The organism is Spinactinospora alkalitolerans, assembly GCF_013408795.1.
In the GTDB taxonomy this organism is placed as follows: Bacteria; Actinomycetota; Actinomycetes; order Streptosporangiales; family Streptosporangiaceae; genus Spinactinospora; species Spinactinospora alkalitolerans.
Genome location: NZ_JACCCC010000001.1, coordinates 6,375,093 through 6,393,004, shown reverse-complemented (window position 1 = coordinate 6,393,004; position 17,912 = coordinate 6,375,093). Strand labels below are relative to the sequence as shown.

At 71.8% G+C, this 17,912-nt stretch carries 13 protein-coding genes; 2 read left to right on the top strand and 11 right to left on the bottom strand.

Annotated elements, in window-relative coordinates:
* Positions 1–71 precede the first annotated feature (71 nt).
* The 6 genes from HDA32_RS28675 to HDA32_RS28650 all read right to left on the bottom strand — a co-directional run bounded on the left by HDA32_RS28675 (position 72) and on the right by HDA32_RS28650 (position 9,908).
* Positions 72–926 (bottom strand): anti-sigma factor family protein, encoded by an 855-nt coding sequence (locus HDA32_RS28675; protein ID WP_179646118.1) that lies wholly within the window; start codon positions 924–926, stop codon positions 72–74.
* Complete coding sequence (gene sigM / locus HDA32_RS28670; RefSeq protein WP_179647018.1) at positions 923–1,543, bottom strand: RNA polymerase sigma factor SigM; 621 nt, start codon at positions 1,541–1,543, stop codon at positions 923–925. The genes HDA32_RS28675 and sigM overlap by 4 nt, the downstream gene beginning before the upstream one ends.
* Positions 1,544–1,551: 8 nt before the next feature.
* Entirely contained in the window at positions 1,552–3,087 is a 1,536-nt protein-coding gene (locus tag HDA32_RS28665) for a protein kinase family protein (protein ID WP_179646117.1), read from the bottom strand.
* 264 nt (positions 3,088–3,351) lie between these two features.
* Positions 3,352–5,136 (bottom strand): murein biosynthesis integral membrane protein MurJ, encoded by a 1,785-nt coding sequence (murJ, locus tag HDA32_RS28660; protein ID WP_179647017.1) that lies wholly within the window; start codon positions 5,134–5,136, stop codon positions 3,352–3,354.
* A gap of 140 nt (positions 5,137–5,276) precedes the next feature.
* Positions 5,277–6,992: a murein biosynthesis integral membrane protein MurJ gene (murJ, locus tag HDA32_RS28655; protein WP_179646116.1), complete on the bottom strand. Its 1,716-nt coding sequence runs from the start codon at positions 6,990–6,992 to the stop codon at positions 5,277–5,279.
* A gap of 414 nt (positions 6,993–7,406) precedes the next feature.
* Positions 7,407–9,908, bottom strand: coding sequence for a DUF6049 family protein (locus HDA32_RS28650; protein WP_179646115.1), 2,502 nt, complete (start codon positions 9,906–9,908; stop codon positions 7,407–7,409).
* A 445-nt stretch (positions 9,909–10,353) separates the two neighbouring features.
* On the opposite strand from HDA32_RS28650, the gene HDA32_RS28645 reads away from it, so the two are divergent.
* On the top strand, positions 10,354–11,889 hold the full coding sequence (locus tag HDA32_RS28645; RefSeq protein WP_179646114.1) for a CCA tRNA nucleotidyltransferase: 1,536 nt from the start codon (positions 10,354–10,356) through the stop codon (positions 11,887–11,889).
* A gap of 220 nt (positions 11,890–12,109) precedes the next feature.
* Here HDA32_RS28645 and HDA32_RS28640 read toward each other — a convergent pair whose 3' ends face one another.
* Entirely contained in the window at positions 12,110–12,715 is a 606-nt protein-coding gene (locus HDA32_RS28640) for a TetR/AcrR family transcriptional regulator (protein ID WP_179646113.1), read from the bottom strand.
* Between the two features lie 99 nt (positions 12,716–12,814).
* Here HDA32_RS28640 and HDA32_RS28635 point away from each other — a divergent pair, with 99 nt between their 5' ends.
* The gene (locus HDA32_RS28635; protein ID WP_179646112.1) at positions 12,815–13,549 is read left to right on the top strand and encodes an SDR family NAD(P)-dependent oxidoreductase; all 735 of its coding nucleotides are present in this window, start codon (positions 12,815–12,817) and stop codon (positions 13,547–13,549) included.
* A 153-nt stretch (positions 13,550–13,702) separates the two neighbouring features.
* Here the strand turns inward: HDA32_RS28635 and HDA32_RS28630 are convergent, their stop codons facing one another.
* The 4 genes from HDA32_RS28630 to HDA32_RS28615 all read right to left on the bottom strand — a co-directional run bounded on the left by HDA32_RS28630 (position 13,703) and on the right by HDA32_RS28615 (position 17,740).
* Positions 13,703–14,338, bottom strand: a complete 636-nt coding sequence (locus HDA32_RS28630) for a LysE family translocator (RefSeq protein ID WP_179646111.1) — start codon at positions 14,336–14,338, stop codon at positions 13,703–13,705.
* Between the two features lie 174 nt (positions 14,339–14,512).
* Positions 14,513–15,847, bottom strand: a complete 1,335-nt coding sequence (locus tag HDA32_RS28625) for an MFS transporter (RefSeq protein ID WP_179646110.1) — start codon at positions 15,845–15,847, stop codon at positions 14,513–14,515.
* 102 nt (positions 15,848–15,949) lie between these two features.
* Positions 15,950–17,029 (bottom strand): inositol-3-phosphate synthase, encoded by a 1,080-nt coding sequence (locus HDA32_RS28620; RefSeq protein WP_179646109.1) that lies wholly within the window; start codon positions 17,027–17,029, stop codon positions 15,950–15,952.
* A gap of 87 nt (positions 17,030–17,116) precedes the next feature.
* Complete coding sequence (locus HDA32_RS28615; protein WP_179646108.1) at positions 17,117–17,740, bottom strand: PadR family transcriptional regulator; 624 nt, start codon at positions 17,738–17,740, stop codon at positions 17,117–17,119.
* Between the last annotated feature and the right edge of the window lie 172 nt (positions 17,741–17,912).

Sequence of the window (17,912 nt, the reverse complement as noted above, 5' to 3'; positions counted from 1 at the left end):
GGTAGGCGTCGGTGATTCCCGCCGGGGTGCGAATGCCCGGGGCAGGGCCTCGGACCTCCGGGTGAGCTGCGCTACGGTCCCGGGATCGAGGTCTCGGCCAGGGTGGTGTCGGCAGGCCCCTTCCCCTCGGAGCAGTCCGTGGAGACGACCCGGAGGCCGTAGCCGTCCGGGCCCGCTGCGCCGGCCGCGCCCTCGAAGACCATGATCCAGGCGGGCTCGCCCTCGTACTCGGCGATGTCGAGGAGCACCGGACGCGCGGCCTTCTCCTCGTCGAGGCCGCGGACGCACGATGAGACGTCGGAGGGGAGGTCGGTGGTGTCCGTGGCTAGGGGAGAGGCCGCCGTCTCCTCTCCGTCGCTCTCAGGGGCCGCTGCGAGCGAGGAGCGCTCGATGACCGAGGCGCCCTGCTCGGCGAGGCGATCCTCGGTGTAGTCGGTGCCGCTGGAGACCACGACGGGGTGGTAGGCCAGCGCGGCGTCGGGCTGGTCCTGCGTGGAGGGCTCCGTCTGGAGGCCGGGGGCCTGGGAGCCCAGGACGGTGTTGAGGACGGCGGCGCCGCCGCCGATGACGAACACCGCGGCGGCCGCGGCGACGAGGTAGGGCATCCAGCGGGTCGGCCCGCTCTTGCGGCGCAGTGGTGTGACCCGGGCGGCTTCGTCGATCGACGGTGCGTGGGCGCCGCCCGGCGCGTTAGGGCGCTGCCGGGACTCGGACCGCAGCGCCTCGTCTATGCGCTCGGCCAGGCCGTCGGGAAGTGGAGGGGCCGGTACCTCCGCCAGCACGCGTGAAACGTCGGCGAGCGCGGCCACCTGCTCGGCGCATTGCCCGCATTCGGACACGTGCGCCTGAACGGAGCGCTCCTCACTTTCCTCCAGCAGTCCTTCGGCCAGTAGTGCGAGGGTCTCCGTATCGACATGAGACGTCACGATCTCCTGCCACCTCCTCTCGGAGGTGTGACGTCTTGGGAGGACTCAGGGTTCCGGAGATGGGAAAGATATGGCAGAAGTCTTGCGCGACCTCGGGCACACCGGCTCTTCACCGTGCCGGACGCGACCTCCAGGATCTCGGCGGCCTCGTCGACCCGGTAGCCCATCATGTCGACGAGGACCAGGGCCATGCGCTGCTCGGCGGGCAGCCGCTCCAGCGCGGCGTGCACGTCCATGGACGCGTCGCTGCGGCCGGTCGGGTCGGGGGCCGTGCCCTTGAGGCGCTCGTTGGAGAGCACGTCGAGGTTGACGTCGTCGGTGGGGACGGCCGGGCGCACCATCTTGCGGCGCATGCGGTCGTGGCAGGCGTTGACGACGATGCGGTGCAGCCAGGTGCTCACGAGCGCATCGCCGCGGAACCGGTGCGCGCCGCGGAAGGCGGAGAGGAAGGCGTCCTGCAGAGCGTCGGAGGCCTCTTCGGGGTCGCCCAGCACGCGGATGGCGACGGCCCACATGCGTTCGCGGTGCCGCCGCACCAGTTCGCCGAAAGCGTGCTCGTCACCCTGGTTGTGCCTGACCAACAGCTCCTTGTCGGGGAGCTCCTGAACAGCGTCCATCACCGTGTTCACGTATTCCCGCGCAGCTCGACCTCGTTGATGGTGCCTCGGTACTCGCCCCCGTCTGAAGGCAGCGGAGCGGTGAACCACACCACGACGTATCGACCTTGAACGGGTTCGTCCAGCTTAATGTCTACTTCGCCGCCGACTCCAGTCCCCTCGTAGACGTCGGTGAGGGCCGACTCCGTCGGCTCGTCGCCCACGCGGAGTCGGAAGTTGTGCTCGGAGTCGCCCAGAGTGACCGTCGCCTCGTGCAGTTCGACGGGCTCACCCATGTCGACGATCAGGCCGACACCGGACTTGAGGTTGCCGAGGTCGGCGCCGTGGACGCCCTTGTAGCCCTGGGTGCTCCACGCCGTCGCGGGGTCGCCGTCGACGGCGAGGCCGGCCTTGTCGCCGTGCTCGTCGCCGTCGTCGCCCTGGGGGTCGAACCCGTCGGCGTCCTGCGGGGCGAGGACCTGCAGTTCCTCCTCGCCGGTCCCGGCCTGCTGCTGTTCGTCGTCGGAGGTGGTCCGGCCCTCGTCGGGACCGCCCATGGTGCTGCCAACGGTCCACGCCCCGACCACGACGGCGACGAAGACGAGCATCGCCACCGCGCCGACCAGGATCCGGTTCGTGAGCGAGGACGCGGGCCGCGATCGTGCGGCCCGGCGGGGGCCGCGGGCGGGAGGAGCCGACCGCGGCGGCGGCGGGGGCGCCGCGCCGAACTGGCCGCTCGAACGGGAGGTCCCGACCGCGGGCTTCGGGGGCGGGGCGTGCCCGGTCGGCGCGACCGGCAGGGGCACCAGCCGCGGGACGTCGGCCAGCGCGTCGGCGATGTCCTGTGCGGTGCGCAGCGGCCCGCTCCTGCCGCCCGCCTGGAAGGCCGATCGGCAGACGATGTCGTTGAGCCGTCCGGGGATGCCGGCCCGGATCTGGCCGGGTTCGCAGGGGCCGCCGGGGACGGCGGGGGCCGGGCGCAGACCGGTGCGCTCGTCGCCCGGCCAGTGGGCGGTCAGCGCCGCGTACAGCAGCCGGCCGATCCCCCGCGCGTCGGCGACGGCGGGGTCGTCGGAGGTGACGCCGCGCAGGGCCGCGTCGACGCCGATGCCGGTGACCTTGACCGCGCCGCCCGTGCTCCAGGTGAGCTTGTTCGGCGACAGGCACAGGTGGTGGATGCCCGCGGCGTTGGCCGCGGCGACCGCCTCGGCGGCCTCGGCGATCAGCCCCGCGGCGCGCTCGGCCTCCAAGGGGCCCTGCGCCAGCAGGTCGGTGAGCGACTGGCCGGTGACCCACTCCTCGACGACGTAGGTGCTGGGGCCGGAGTCGTCGGCGTCGAAGACCTGGGTGACGCGGGCGTCGGCGATGCGGCTGGCCGCTCTCGCGGCGCGCACCACCTCGTTGGTTCGGGGGAACCCTTCGGCGAACGTCCAGACTCCGACCAGTCGGGCCAGCGTCTCGTCGGTCGCCTTCCACAGCGCGGCGCCGCTGGTCTCGCTCACCAACTCGTCGAGTCGGTAGCGACCGGCGAGACGCGCACCTGGCTCAATCATGAAGGTGCTCATGCCGGGAGTGACGGACACGACGGCCGGCGGTTGAGGCGGTGCGGGCGGAGTGCTCCGCCGGACCCTGGACCGCCTCGGTGCGCACGGCCACGTCGCCTGTCCCCAACCTCCCTTCGGGCAGTTCAGAAAAACGCGGGTGATGAAGAGGGGAATTGCCGTTCCATGCTAGGACGCTCGGCCCATACCTCCGGAGGACAAGTGATCCGGGTGTGCGTTGCATAGCGGTCCTTCCGTCGGTTACCCACCGTCATGCGTTCCAGGTGATCAGCGGCGCAGCAGTCGGGTGCTGACCATGTCCAGGAAAGTTGTGACTTCGGTCACTCCCATCCGCCTGGCGACCAGAATGAACAGCGCCGCACCGACCACACCGCCCACGGCCATTGACAAAAGCGACGACCACACCACCCCGGGCAGCAGCCCGAAGGTGAGGTTCATCGCAAAGGCGAAGATCGCACTGGGGACCGCGGCCACGTGCAGCAGGACGAGGGTGCGCAGCATCCGCCGCCCGTCGAGCCCGTTCAGCCGCCGGCGCAGCAGCAGCCACGCCAGCACCGATCCCACGATGTAGTACAGGCCGTAGGCCACGGGCAGCCCCACCACGATGAAGCGGGGCGGCGCGGCGAAGAGCAGGGAGACCGCCACCGAGGCGTGCGCGACCTCGGCGGGGATCGCGATGAGCGCCGGCGTCCTGGTGTCGCCGAGGGCGTAGTAGACCCGCAGCAGCAGTTGGAACAGCGTGAACGGGATGAGCATCACCGCGAAGACCATCAGGATCGCGCCGATGCCCTGGGCGTCCTCGACCGACGTGCTGCCCCGGGCGTAGACCAGGACGCAGAAGGGGACGGCGAACACCACGAGCGCCACCGAGATGGGGACGATCAGCACCGAGGACAGCCGGAAGCCCCGGGAGAAGTCCGAGCGCACCAGGTCCTTGCGGCCCTCGGCGACGTGCGCGCTCATGCGCGGCAGCAGAGCCGTGATGACCGAGACCGCGATGACCGCGTAGGGAAGCTGGAAGAGCTGCGACGCGTACTGGTAGGCGGTGATGCCGGCGCCGGCGGAGGCCTCCCCGGCCTCGGCCGCGCGCACGCCGGCCCGGGTGGCCACGTTCGTCGTCACCAGCAGGCCGGCCTGGGCGACGCCGATGTAGAGCATCATCCACGACGCTGTGCGCACCGCCTCGCCCAGGCCGGAGCCGCGCAGGTCCAGCCGGGGCCGCCAGCGGAACCCCGCGGCGGCCAGCGCCCAGATCAGCACCGCGCACTGCGCCAACTGGCCGAAGGTGGTGCCCAGCCCGAGCAGCGTCAGGTCGGCCTCGGTGACGGAGCCGGGGGTGCTGCCGGGGCCGGCCACCCACAGGAACATCGCGCCGACCGCGATGATCACGATGTTGTTCAGCACCGGGGCCCACATCGGCGCGCCGAACCGGTTGCGGCTGTTCAGCATCGCGCTGGCGATGCCGCTCGCGCCGATGAAGAAGATCTGCGCCAGCAGGAAGCGGGCCAGCGTGACCGCGACCTCGTGCTGGGCCGCGGTGAACTCGCCGGCGTAGATCCTGATGAGCCACTCGGCCGCGAGGATCGCCAGCACGCTGATCACCAGCAGCGCGAGCACGGTGGCGGTGAACAGCCGCTGCTCGGTGGCCTCGCCGCCGTCGGCGTCCTGCTTCTTGCGCTTGACCAGGAACGGGACGAGGACGCTGGCCAGCAGGCCGCCGATGAGCAGGTCGTAGACGGCGAAGGGGACCATGTTCGCCGTCTGGTAGGCGTCGCCGAGCAACTGGGTGCCCAGCGCCGCGGCCAGCACGATGGTCCGGATGAACCCGGTGGCGCGGGAGAACACCGTGCCGACCGCCATGATCGCGCTGGAGCGCATCAGGTTCGGCGGCGCGGAGTGGGCCGCGCCGCCGATCTCGTTGCCCTCTTCGCCGGGCCGGTCGGCGGTCCCGAGGTCGCCGACGTCACTGGGGTCGTGCCGCGGGACGAGGCCGGGCTCCGGCTCGGTCGCCGGCTCCGACCGCTCGACCGCGTCGAGCATCTCCTCGGGCATGGGGAGGCGCCGGGACCGCGGTTTCGTGTGCTCGGGGTTGTCGTCCAGCACCGTGCGGATCTTCCTTGTTCGGGACCTGCGGCGCCGTGCCGCGGGGGTCAGGGGGGACGCGGCGCCGTCGGGAGGGCGGGGGCCGCCGGTCAGCCGCGCCGCGACACCCGGGCGCGCACCAGCTCCACCACCGAACTCAGCTCACGGACCCGCAGCAGTTTGGCGAACAGCACGAAGAGCAGCGCACCGACCGCGCAACCGGTGACGGGCGCTCCGAGGTTCGTGGCCAGGCCCTCGCCGAACCGGTCGGTGAAGAACCACAGGACGCCGACGCCGGCGGCGATGCTCGGTACCGCGGCCAGGTGCAGCCGCAACAATGTGCCAAAGATGCGCCGCCCGTCAAGTCCGCCCAGTCGCCGGCTCAGGATCGCACCGGCGATGAGCAGGCCGGAGAGGAACGAGGCCATGAACCCGGCGGCGACGCCCACCACGACCTGGTCCGGCGGCAGCACGAGGTAGGCGGTGACGGCCAGCGCGCCGTGCACGGCCACGTTGGCGATGCTGATCAGCGCGGGCGTCCTGGTGTCGCCGAGGGCGTAGAAGACCCGCAGCATCAACTGGAAGATCGTGAACGGCACCAGGCCGAGCGCCATGGCGGCGAGGACGGTGCCGATGTTCTGCGCGTCGGCCGCCGAGGTGTTGCCCCGGGCGAACACCAGGATCGAGAGCTGCACCGCGTACAGCGCCAGCGCCAGCCCCAGCGGGACCAGGATCAGCGCCGAGACCCGCAGCGTCCGGGAGAACCCGGAGCGCACCTCGTCCCAGCGCCCGTCGGCGGCGAACCCGCTCATCTGCGGCAGCAGCACCGTGATCAGCGAGACCGCGATGATCGCGTAGGGAAGCTGGAAGAGCTGGTAGGCGTAGTTGTAGGCGGTGATGCCGGCGCCCACCGCCTCGCCGCTGCGCACGCTGGCCACACCCGCCCGGGTGGCGATGTTGGTGGTGATCAAGAAGCCCACCTGGGTCATCAGCGTGTAGAGCATCATCCAGCCGGCCGTGCGCAGCGCCTCGCCCAGGCCGGAGCCGCGCAGGTCCAGCCGGGGCCGCCAGCGGAATCCGGCGCGCCACAGGGAGCCCAGCAGCACCACGGTCTGCAGCGCCATGCCGCAGCTCGTGCCCAGGCCGAGCAGGGTGAGCTCGCCCTGGGTCACCGTCTCCGGGGTGCGGCCCGGTCCGGCGATCCACAGGAACAAGGCGCCGACGGAGATGATCACGAGGTTGTTCAGGACGGGCGCCCACACCGGCGCGCCGAACTTGTCCCGGGTGTTGAGCATCGCGCTGATCAGGCCGCTCAGCCCGACGAAGAAGATCTGCGCCAGCAGGAAGCGCGCCAGGTAGATCGAGGTCTCGGCCTGGGCCGGTGCGAACTCGCCCGCGTACAGCCGGATGAGCAGCTCGGCGGCCGCGATCGCGGCCGCCGTGATCACGAACAGCAGCAGCACCGCCCCGGTGAACAGCCTGTTCTCGGTCGCGGTGCCGCCATCGGCGTCGCGCTTGCGCCGCCTGACCAGGAACGGCACGATGACGCTGGCCATCAGGCCGCCGATGAGCAGGTCGTTGATGACGAACGGAATCGTGTTCGCCGTGTTGTAGGCGTCGCCGAGCAACTGGGTGCCCAGCGCCGCCGCGAGCACGATGGTCCGGACGAACCCCGTCACGCGCGACACCATCGTGCCCGCGGCCATGACGGCGCTGGAGCGCATCATGCCGCCGGAGGAGCGGCCCCCGGAGTTCGCGGCGCCCGCGCCCTCCGAAGGCGCGTCGGGGTCTTTGCTGCCGTTCGTGGTCTCGGTCGCCACCGGCATCGGCTCCTTTCGGATGAGGCGGCGTCCGCGGGCGCGCCTGTCGTCTTCTCTCCCGGCGGTCTCGGCTTTGAGCTTCAACCCCGGGCCTCAGGGTTTAACGCCTGCCCCAGGATGGAGCAGGCGTGCGAGTGGGCGTTCCCTCGCGTGGCCGAAGACCCCTGAAAGGAATCGACCACCCGCGCGCGAAGCAGACCTCTTGCTTTGGGCGCACACCGAAACCATGGTTTCGATCTGATGCCCATGGTGGCGGCGTGGGCGGCGCGGCGCCGGTGCGATCCCTGCAATGGGCCTTCGGCCACGCGAGAGGATCGCCCGGTCACCGCGGATCCCTCCTTCGGCTGAGGTCGAAGACCCCGGTGGTCAAGGTCGGAACTCAAGCCCGAGATCACCGAGGTTCCCGACGGGGACCGCCCGCTACTGGGGCCGGGACCCGTCCGTGGAGTCGGCGGAGGAGTCCGGTCGGTCACCGGACGGCTCACTGCCATTGTGGGGCATCGCGTCCGGTGCGGCGGCAGCATCGTCCTCCCCGACCGGCGGATCGCCGTCCTCGGCACCCTCCCCGGCGCCGGGGGCCGCCGTCCCTGAGATCATCCGGGCGGTCCCGACCCGCGCGCCGGCGGACGCCGACGCCCGCCTCCTGCGCTTACGGGCCCACCTGCGCAGTGCGCGCGGCGCAAGGGCCACGATCAGCACCAACGCCGCCGCGCCGCTGATGAGCAGCGCGCTGGTTCCCAGGCCCGTGACGTTGACCGGGGTGGTGACCTCTTCGGAGCTGATCGGTTCGCCGTCGGCGTTGTGCAGGCTCATGTGCAGCACGGTGCGGCCGTTGATCTTGGCCGAAAGCGGAACGTAGACCGTTGTCTTGCCGCCGGGGCCGATCTCCATCGAGTTGTCGAAGCGGCCGATCGACAGCCGTTCGGAGTTCTCCGAGAAGATCGACAGGTGCACGGTGACCGGGTGGTCGCTCAGGTCGTTGGCCACCAGGATGCCGAGCGTGCCGTTCTTGCTGGCCAGCGTCACCGGCTCGCCGGACATGACCCGGACCTGGGACTTGGTCTCGCGCACCGATGCGGCCACCCTGGTGCGCAGTTGCGCCGCCGTCTCCTCCTCCCCGCGCCACCAGGCCGACTCCAGTCGCAGGACGGCGGGGCGGAACGGGTCCTCGTCGTCGGCCAGGATGCTGTTGAACAGCCGGATGTCGCTGCGGATCTCCTTGACGCGGTCGAGGTGGTCGCCGCTGAGTTCGGCATCGGCGCCCTGCCCGGCGTAGGTCAGCTCCTGGCGGTCCTGCCCGGCGGCGTCGCCGCCCTCGATGTCGGTCAGCGCCACGGGGTCCAGCCACGGGAGGTCGTCGCTGGCTTCGAGCAGGTCCTCGGCGAGCCCGGGGGCCGGGTTCCAGTCGCGGGGCGGGGCCGCCACGACCGTGCGCGAGGTGCCCGGCCGCTCGGCGGTGATCATCGCGGTCTCCGCCGCGAACCGCTGCCGGGCGAGGGCGCTCCCACCCGGTCCGCTGCTGTCCTGAGCGAGCACGTCGGTCAGCCCGCTGTCGGCCACCAGTGCGGTGGCGTCCTCCTCGGCGTCCTCCACCGGCAGGTTCGCCGCTGCCGTGGGGGTGTGCTGGACCCACGGCTGGGCCGGCATCGCGTCGTCGCCGAGAACGAAGGACTCCGCGCCGTTCGCGCTGAGGAAGTCGCGGGTGGCCGCGTTCATGAGGCCGTCGGCGGGCCAGGCAAGGCTCGGGTCGGCGGAGCGGCCCAGCACCCGCTGGACGGTCTGCCGACCCAGGGAGACCGCGTCGTCGGCGTCGTCCTCCAGGCCGGCCTCCAGCAGCGCCGCGATGTCGGGGGTGGCGTAGGGGGTGGCCAGCATCGGGTCGTCGCCGATGACCGCGTTGGCCTGCTCCAGCCACATCTGCGCGTTCGTGCTGGCCTCGTGGTCCTGCAGGCTGGAGTCCGGGTCGTCGGGGTCGGTCTGCGCGGACCCGTCCAGCACCTGGTAGCCGGCCGAGGAGAGGCGGTCGACGTCGTCGAGCAGACCGGGGTCGACCGCCCAGGTGATCGGCACGTCGCCGGCCGCGTCGTCCGGCGCGGCCCCGTCCTCCGCGGCGTCGGAGCCCCCGCCTCCGGCGTCGCCGCCGTCGCCGTTCCCGTCGTCCTCGGTGTCCTGGTCCTGATCGGCGCCCTCACCGGCGCCTTCCGCCCCCTCTTCTTCGGTGAGCTCCTCGCTGAGGGCCCCGCTCTGGGCGCCGGCGCTCAGCAGCCGACCGAGTCGGCCGTCGGGCGCCAGCGACGCGTCGAGCCCGTTGTCCAGGTAGGTGTCGTCGTCGGTGCGCTGGGGGCTGTCCATCAGGGGCCACAGCCAGGCGACCTCGATGGGGTCGACGTCGCCGCCGGCGGTGTAGGGCAGGAACGTGTTCTGCGCGCCGATGCGCTCCCCGGCCCCGTCCACGGCGTCGACCGTCAGCGGGTACACGCCGAAGCCGCCGTCGAGCCCGAGATCCTCGGCATCGGCCTCCAGCTCGTAGGGCGCCGAGGCGTCCGGCGCCAGCTCCTGGTCGAGGGTGAGGGTCGGGCCCAACGCCTGCGGCTCCCGTCCCTCGCCGCCGGCGTGGGAGTCCAGCGCGTCGCGGCCGCTCAGCGGGTAGGAGGAGTAGCGCAGGCGCACGGAGACGTCGGTGAGGGGCTCGTCCGTGGTGTTGGTGATCCGCCCGGTGACCGTCACCGTGCTCTCCTCGTCGACGGCCTGCGGGGTGATCCCCTCGACGATCAGCGGAGCGGCCTCGTCGGCGGCGCCGTCGGCCGACGGCGCGGCGGCGGGCTCGCCGGGGGCGTTGTGGGCAGGTTGGAACGCGGCCAGTGCCGGAACCAGCGCGAGGGCCGTGGCCGTGACCGCGCCTAGATGAGCAATTCGACGCACGCCTCTGGGATTTTCCGAATCGGGTTGCCAATGGCCAACCGGCGGTATCACGTGAAGTGGTGAGACCACGAGCTTCGAGCGCACCGTCGGTCGCCCAAGGCTGTGAGCATCGCTGTAAGGCCGCTGTGAACAGCGGCGGAGGTGCCGAAGCGACGTTCTTCAGGCTGGTCATCTGTTGGTGGTCGGGTGGCGCGCCGCGGTGGCGCCGAAGGTGCCGCTACGACGGGGACCGCCGAAGCGGGAAGGACGGCACCGGCGGGAACGCCACGGCCGGTCGCGCCGGCCTGGTCCGACGATACCGTCTCCGCGACCGACTTTTCGAAGCTTCCCGGCCGTGCGCCGCCGCGGCGTCCCCGGCGATCCAGGTCACGCGGCCGGGAGCGCGCGGTCGCGGCGGTCTTCACCGATTCGCACGACGGGGCCGGGCCACCTAATCTCTGTGCCTGTGTCGAACACCGCGTTTCCCGGCGAAAGCCAAGACCCCCGGACCACCGAGGCGGCCCAGGGCCCCGTCCCCGCGAGCGGATCGGGTCCCGAGCCGACGGGTGAGCAGCCGCTGACGGGTGAGCAGCGCGCCGCGATCGCCGAGCTGCTGGGCTCGATCGACACGATCGCCGACGAGCTGGGGCGGCGCTTCGCGGCGAACGGGCACGAACTGGCGATCGTCGGCGGGCCCGTGCGCGACGCCCTGCTGGGCCGGGAGGTGCACGACATCGACCTCACCACCGACGCCGTCCCGCAGCGCATCCTGGAGACCGTCGAGGGGTGGGCCGACGCCGTCTGGACCGTGGGGATCGACTTCGGCACCGTCGGGCTGCGCAAGGGCGGCTACCAGTTGGAGATCACCACCTACCGCAGCGAGGCCTACCAGCCGAAGTCGCGCAAGCCCGAGGTGAGCTACGGCGACTCGCTGTACGAGGACCTCGTCCGCCGCGACTTCACCGTCAACGCCATGGCCTCCCGGTTGCCGGGCAACGCATTCGCCGACCCGTTCGGCGGCCTCGCCGACCTGGCCGGCCGCAGGCTGCGCACGCCGGGCAGACCCGAGGACTCCTTCAGCGACGACCCGCTGCGCATCATGCGGGCCGTCCGCTTCGCCGCCCAACTCGGCTTCACCCTCGCGCCGGAGGTCAAGGAGGCCGCGGCGGGGATGGCCGACCGCCTGAAGATCGTCTCGGCCGAGCGGATCCGCGACGAGCTGGTCAAGCTGATGCTGAGCCCGGACCCGCGCACGGGCGTCGAGCTCATGGTCGAACTGGGCGTCGCGCAGTACGTGCTGCCGGAGATCCCGAAGCTGCGGCTGGAGATCGACGAGCACCACCGGCACAAGGACGTCTACGAGCACTCCCTGACGGTGCTGGACCAGGCCATGGAACTGGAGCGGGAGCGGGGCATGCAGCCCGACCTGGTGCTCCGCCTGGCGGCGCTGCTGCACGACGTGGGCAAGCCCAAGACGCGCGCCTTCGAGGACGGCGGCCGCGTGACGTTCCACCACCACGAGGTGGTGGGCGCGTCGATGAGCAAGAACCGGCTGAGCGCGCTGCGCTTCCCCAAGGACGTCGTGGCCGACGTCAGCAAGCTGGTCGCGCTGCACCTGCGCTTCCACGGCTACGGCAAGGGGGAGTGGACCGACTCGGCGGTGCGCCGCTACGCCCGCGACGCAGGCCCGCTGCTGCAGCGCCTGCACGTGCTGACGCGGGCGGACTGCACCACCCGCAACCGCCGCAAGGCCGCGGCCCTGGCGCGCGCCTACGACGACATCGAGCGGCGCATCGAGCGGCTGGAGCAGGAGGAGGAGCTCAACAGCATCCGCCCCGACCTCAACGGCAACGAGATCCAGGAGATACTCGGCATCGGCCCCGGCCCGCTGATCGGCAAGGCGTGGCGGTTCCTGCTGGAGCTGCGCCTGGAGAACGGCCCGATGGGCAGGGAGGCCGCGGCCGAGGAACTGCGCCGCTGGGCCGAGAAGCACGCCGACTAGGTCATCGACGGGAGTCGGGAGGCTGCGGTCGCAGCCTCCCGTTCACCACCGCATGACCCGGGAAGGCTGCCGCCAGCGCCGGCGCGCTGACAACAGCCTCGTCAGGCCCGCAGGACCGCAGCAGGACCTGGAAACGGTCCCCGCCCTTTCCCGTCACCGGTCCAGCCGCCGTGTCGACCGGTCGACACGGCGACGTGCCGACACGGCGGCGGATCGCCGCTCAGCGCGCGGTCAGAGCGCCCCAGGCCGCCATGGCGGAGTCGACCACGCCGAGCAGCTCGGAGCAGGACGCGCCGTCGCGGGCCCGGAGCGACAGGCCGTTGTGGACGGTGTCGTAGAAGGACGCGAGTGCCCCGGCGTCGGCGTCCCCGGGCACGTCGCCTTCGGTGACGCCCCGCTCGATGCGCTCCCGGACGGACGCGTGCACCCGGCTGCGGTACCCGGCGAGGAGGTCGCGCACGCCGGCGTTGTCCTCGCTGCAGTTCGTGGCCGCGAGCACGATCATGCAGCCGCTGGGCCTGCCGGGAGTGGTGAAGGCGACGGCGTTGGTCCGCAGCATGGCCTCGACGGCCGCGCGGGCGGTGGGCTCCTCGTCGAGGGCGCGCCGCCAGCCGGAGCCCTCGGTGGCGCTGTAGATCTCGACGGCCTCGCGGAAGAGCGCCTCCTTGGAGCCGAACGCCGAGTAGAGGCTGGGTGAGTTGATGCCCATGGCCGAGGTGAGGTCGGCCACCGAGGTCGCCTCGTAGCCGTTCTCCCAGAACACCCGCATCGCCCGCAGCAGCACGGCGTCGCGGTCGAAGCCGCGCGGCCGTCCTCGTCCGGCCACCGCCCCTCCTTTTTTGTGCCGACTGATACAGAAAACCCTTGACTCTGCATCATACGTCGCGCTCTAATTATGTACCGATCGATACAAAAAGGAGGGTTCATGGGAACGGGCAAGACCGCACTGGTGACCGGCGGGAGCAGGGGGATCGGCGCGGCGACCGCGCGCAGGCTGGCGCGGGACGGGTTCGACGTCGCGCTGACCTACGCGGGCTCCAAGGACCGCGCGCACGCCGTCGCCGAGGAGATCGCGCAGACCGGTCGGCGCGGGCTGGCGCTCCAGGCAGACAGCGCCGACCCTGACGCGGTGCGCGACGCGGTCGACCGGACGGCCGCCGAATTCGGCGGGCTGGACGTCCTGGTCAACAACGCCGGCATCTTCCCCAACGGTCCGCTGGAGGGCGTCACGGTCGAGGAGATCGATCGCACGCTCGGCATCCACGTGCGGGCGCCGTTCGTCGCGGCGCAGGCAGCGGCCGGCCACATGGGGGCCGGAGGCCGGATCATCACCATCGGCAGCAACCTCGCCGAGCACGTGCCGATGAAGGGTGTCGTGCTCTACTCGGCGAGCAAGTCGGCGCTGATCGGCATGGTCAGGGGGCTGGCCAGGGACCTGGGGGACCGGGGCATCACCGCCAACCTGGTCAACCCCGGCCCGACGGACACGGACATGAACCCGGCCGACGGGGAGTCGGCCGACACATTGCGGGGCTTCTCCGCCCTCGGCCGCTACAGCCTCCCCGAGGACATCGCCGCGGCGGTCGCCCACCTCGCGGGGGAGGGCGGGCGCAACATCACCGGCACCGTGCTGACCGTCGACGCGGGCACCAACATCTGAGACCGCGCGAGCGCGGCGGGAGGGCGTCCGTGCGGAACGCCGCGCGGGCGTCCTCCCGCCGCCGGGGCACCGGGCCGATCCGGCGCCTCATCGCCTCATCGCCACATCGACTCGTCGACGTGGCGACCTGTCTCCTCCCGCCGATCCTCCCGGTCACCCCCTCCGGCCGGTGAGCGCGAACTGGGCACCCAGGCCGATCATCAGGACGCCGGAGACGCCCCTGGTGATCTCCATGCGCCGGGGAACGTCGGCGAACCACCGCCGGACCGTGCCGGCGAGCAGTCCGTAGCAGGTGTCGGAGGCCAGCGCGATGGCGACGAACACCGAGCCGAGGACGAGCAGCTGCACAGGCATCCGCCCCAGGGCGGGATCGGCGAACTGCGGCAGGGCCGCGACGAAGAAGACCAGGGTCTTGGGGTTGGTCACCCCCACCACGAACCCGTCCCACAGCACCCGTGCTCCGCGGGCCGCGGTCCGCCCGTCCGGCGGGTCGATCGGGTCGCGGCGGTGCCGGACCGCCTGCACCCCGAGGTAGACCAGGTAGGCGGCGCCGATCAGCTTGACGGCGGTGAACAGCGCGGCGAACCGCGTGACGAGCGCCCCCACGCCCACGGCCACGGCCGCGACGAGCACCAGCGCGCCCAGCGCGTTGCCGACTGCGGTGCGCACCGCCGTGCCGCGCCCGGACGCGATGGCGCGGCCGACCACGAACAGGACGCTGGGGCCGGGGATGACGATCAGCACCAGCGAGGCCCCTGCGAAGGCCAGCAGTGCGGTGGATGCGGGCATGGGTCCTCCTCCGAACCTTCGTGCAGAGCCTAGGCAGGGCGGGTGCGCCGCCGCCAGGGAGTTTCCACGCCCTGTGGACGGACCGCACGCGCCCGAACGGACCCCGCGGACGACGGAGGGACGGATCCGGGGACGTGCGGCCATGGGGACAAGCCGCCATGTCGACCCGGCACACTAGCTCCGGGCGTCCCCGGGACGGCCGTGTCCGCTGCCGGGCCGCCGCCGCGGCGCGGAGGCCGCAGGGGTCCTTCTGGAGCGCACCAGCCAGAACGCGCACATCAGCGCGTAGCACGCGGCCATGGCGACGACGACCGCGGCGGAGACGCCCGACGGCGGGACGGTGACGGCGGCGACGGCCGCGGCGGCGACGAAGGCGGCGTTGAACAGCATGTCGTAGACGGAGAAGACGCGGCCCCGGTAGGCGTCGTCGACATGTCGCTGAACCAGCGTGTCGACGCTGACCTTGACCCCCTGCGACACCACGCCCAGCGCGAAGCCGGCCACCGGGAACAGCGGTTCGGCGAACGGCAGGCCGAACACGGGCAGCGACACCGCGCCGAAGGCGAGCAGAACGGCTATCCACATCCCTGTGGACATCCGCGCGGTCGCCCACGGGGTGGCGACCGCGCCCACGAAGAAGCCCGCTCCGGAGGCCGCCAGGGTCACGGTGAAACCCGCCAGGCCCGCCACGCCCCCGGCGGTGAAGGTGTTGTTGTACAGCAGCAGCGTCATGATCGTGGAGATGCCGTACACGAAGCGGTGCCCGGCGATCGTGGCCAGGCCGTCGCGCGCGGGGCGCCGCCGCCAGATGTGCGCGGCGCCGTCGGCCAGGCCCAGGACGACGTTGCGCAGGGCCGCGCGGACCTCGGTCGACCCGGCGCCGAAGTCGGGGCCGAGCTCTCTGCGCCCCATGGCCGTGGAGACCAGCGCCGCCGCCGCGAACCCGATCCCGGCCCCGAGCAGGATCAGCGCCGTCCCGGTGCTCCCGTCACCGCCGAGCAGCCGCAGCCCGGCACCGGCGCCGGCCCCGAGGAAGCTCGCGAAGGTGCCGCAGGTGGGCGTGACGGCGTTGGCCATGACCAGCCGGTCGCGCGCCACCACGTGGGGCAGCGCGGCCGACAGCGCCGCGAGGAAGAACCGGTTGACGCTGAGCAGGCACAGCGCCGCCACCAGGAACGCCGGGCCGTCGGAGCCGACGGTGACCAGGACGGCTGTGACCACCGCGAGCGCGGCCTTGACCGCGGCGGAGACCAGGAGGACCTGCCGGCGCGACCACCTGTCGATGAAGACCCCGGCGAACGGGCCCACGAGGGAGAAGGGCAGCAGGAGCACGGCGAACGCCGCGGCCACGGCCCCGGCCGTGGTGTGCTGCTCCGGGGCGAAGAAGACGTAGCCGGCCAGGCCGGCCTGGTAGGCCCCATCGGAGAACTGCGAGACCAGCCGGGTGGCGAACAGCCTGCGAAAGCGCGGTCCCCGGAGCACCTCGCGCAGATCACCGTAGAAGGACACGGCCCAAGGGTATGGGGCGGGTTTCACGTGAAACCCGCCCCATACCCTCGCTCTTGGCTCTTCGACCGCGGAGCGCGGTCCCCGCTCCTGCGGCGACCGCGCCTAGCGCTCCGTCTCGTCGGTGATGAACTTCTCGACCAGGGCGTGTGCCTCGCTGTCGGAGTACTGCTCCGGCGGGGACTTCATGAAGTAGGAGGACGCCGAGAGGATCGGGCCGCCGATGCCGCGGTCCTTGGCGATCTTGGCGGCGCGGACGGCGTCGATGATGATGCCGGCGGAGTTGGGGGAGTCCCAGACCTCCAGCTTGTACTCCAGGTTCAGCGGGGCGTCGCCGAACGCACGACCCTCCAGCCGGACGTAGGCCCACTTGCGGTCGTCCAGCCACGGCACGTGGTCGGACGGGCCGATGTGCACCGAGCCGGCCTTCAGCTCGTGCGGGATCTGGGAGGTGACCGACCGGGTCTTGGAGACCTTCTTGGACTCCAGCCGCTCCCGCTCCAGCATGTTCATGAAGTCCATGTTGCCGCCGAAGTTGAGCTGGTAGGTGCGGTCCACGATGACCCCGCGGTCCTCGAACAGCTTCGACAGCACGCGGTGCGTTATGGTCGCGCCCACCTGCGACTTGATGTCGTCGCCCACGATCGGCACCCCGGCGTCGGTGAACTTCTGGGCCCACTCGGGGTCGGAGGCGATGAACACCGGCAGCGCGTTGACGAACGCCACGCCCGCGTCGATCGCGCACTGGGCGTAGAAGCGGTCGGCCTCCTCCGAGCCCACCGGCAGGTACGAGACCAGCACGTCGGCCTTTGCGGCCTTCAGCGCCGCCACGACGTCCACCGCGTCCTCGTGGGACTCCTCGATGATCTCGCTGTAGTACCTGCCCAGCCCGTCGAACGTCGGACCGCGCTGGACGGTCACGCCGGTCGGCGGGACGTCGCAGATCTTGATCGTGTTGTTCTCGCTCGCCCCGATCGCGTCGGCGAGGTCGTGGCCGACCTTCTTGGCGTCGACGTCGAAGGCCGCGACGAACTCGACGTCGCGCACGTGGTACGGGCCGAAGCGGACGTGCATCAGGCCGGGTACGCGGGTCTCCGGGTCGGCGTCCTGGTAGTAGTGGACGCCTTGGACGAGGGAGGCGGCACAGTTACCCACTCCCACGACTGCTACGCGTACCGAACCCATTGGTCCTGCTCCTTCTTGTCTGCTGACTTGTCAACGCCGCCGCGCCGTTCTCGGGCGGGCGCGGCGGCACGGCGACGGCGTCGCCGTTCACACTGCCGATTGGTCCGAGGGCCGGAATCCCGTCCCGTCCTCGGACCCGGCATCGGGGTCCGCCCCCGCTCCGGTTCCGGAGCAGCGGCGTTCCCGCCGGATGAGCTCGTTGAGCCACCTGATCTCGCGTTCCACGGACTCCGCGCCGTGGCGGTGCAGCTCGAACGCGTAGGCGTCGGCGTGCTCCGGCGCGCTCGCCAGCCGCTCGCGCAGGCGCTCCAGCCGCTCGCGCAGCCGGTTGCGCCGCCCTTCGAGGATGTGCAGCCGCACGTCGCCCCGGGTGTGGCCGAACAGGGTGAAGTGCACGCCGAAGCACTCGTCGTCGGCCGCCGCCGGGGCGACCTCCGACAGCAGCCGGTCCAGGTGGTCGTGTCCGGCGGCGGTGAGCCGGTAGACGATGCGGGACCGCCCCCGCGGCGATCCGGCGCAGGCCGGTGCCACCGAGACGTGCTCCCTGCGCAGCATCCCCTTCAGGCAGGGGTAGAGCGAGCCGTAGGAGAACGCCCGGAACGCACCCAGCTCGGAGTTCAGCCGCTTGCGGAGCTCGTAGCCGTGCATCGGGCCCTCGTGGAGCAGTCCCAGAACGGCGAGTTCCAGGACCCGGGCCCTGTGTGCGCTCATCCGGACACCCCCTGCCCCTCGTGGACGCCGTGCGCCGCCCCGCACCCCCGCTCGCGCAGCCGCCGGCGGGAGCCGGATCTGCGGTCCCTTTGCGGCGGAGCGGGGTCATAAACGTGGTTTGTACACGAATGACTATATCGCTTCGATATATAGGTCGCCGTGTTGCCTTGGT

Bases quoted from the DNA above. Each gene is read 5' to 3' on its own strand.
- HDA32_RS28615 (WP_179646108.1), bottom strand. From the start codon at position 17,740: ATGAGCGCACACAGGGCCCGGGTCCTGGAACTCGCCGTTCTGGGACTG.
- murJ (WP_179646116.1), bottom strand. From the start codon at position 6,992: ATGCCGGTGGCGACCGAGACCACGAACGGCAGCAAAGACCCCGACGCG.
- HDA32_RS28635 (WP_179646112.1), top strand. From the start codon at position 12,815: ATGGGAACGGGCAAGACCGCACTGGTGACCGGCGGGAGCAGGGGGATC.
- HDA32_RS28620 (WP_179646109.1), bottom strand. From the start codon at position 17,029: ATGGGTTCGGTACGCGTAGCAGTCGTGGGAGTGGGTAACTGTGCCGCC.
- HDA32_RS28665 (WP_179646117.1), bottom strand. From the start codon at position 3,087: ATGAGCACCTTCATGATTGAGCCAGGTGCGCGTCTCGCCGGTCGCTAC.
- sigM (WP_179647018.1), bottom strand. From the start codon at position 1,543: ATGGACGCTGTTCAGGAGCTCCCCGACAAGGAGCTGTTGGTCAGGCAC.
- HDA32_RS28630 (WP_179646111.1), bottom strand. From the start codon at position 14,338: ATGCCCGCATCCACCGCACTGCTGGCCTTCGCAGGGGCCTCGCTGGTG.
- murJ (WP_179647017.1), bottom strand. From the start codon at position 5,136: ATGCCCGAGGAGATGCTCGACGCGGTCGAGCGGTCGGAGCCGGCGACC.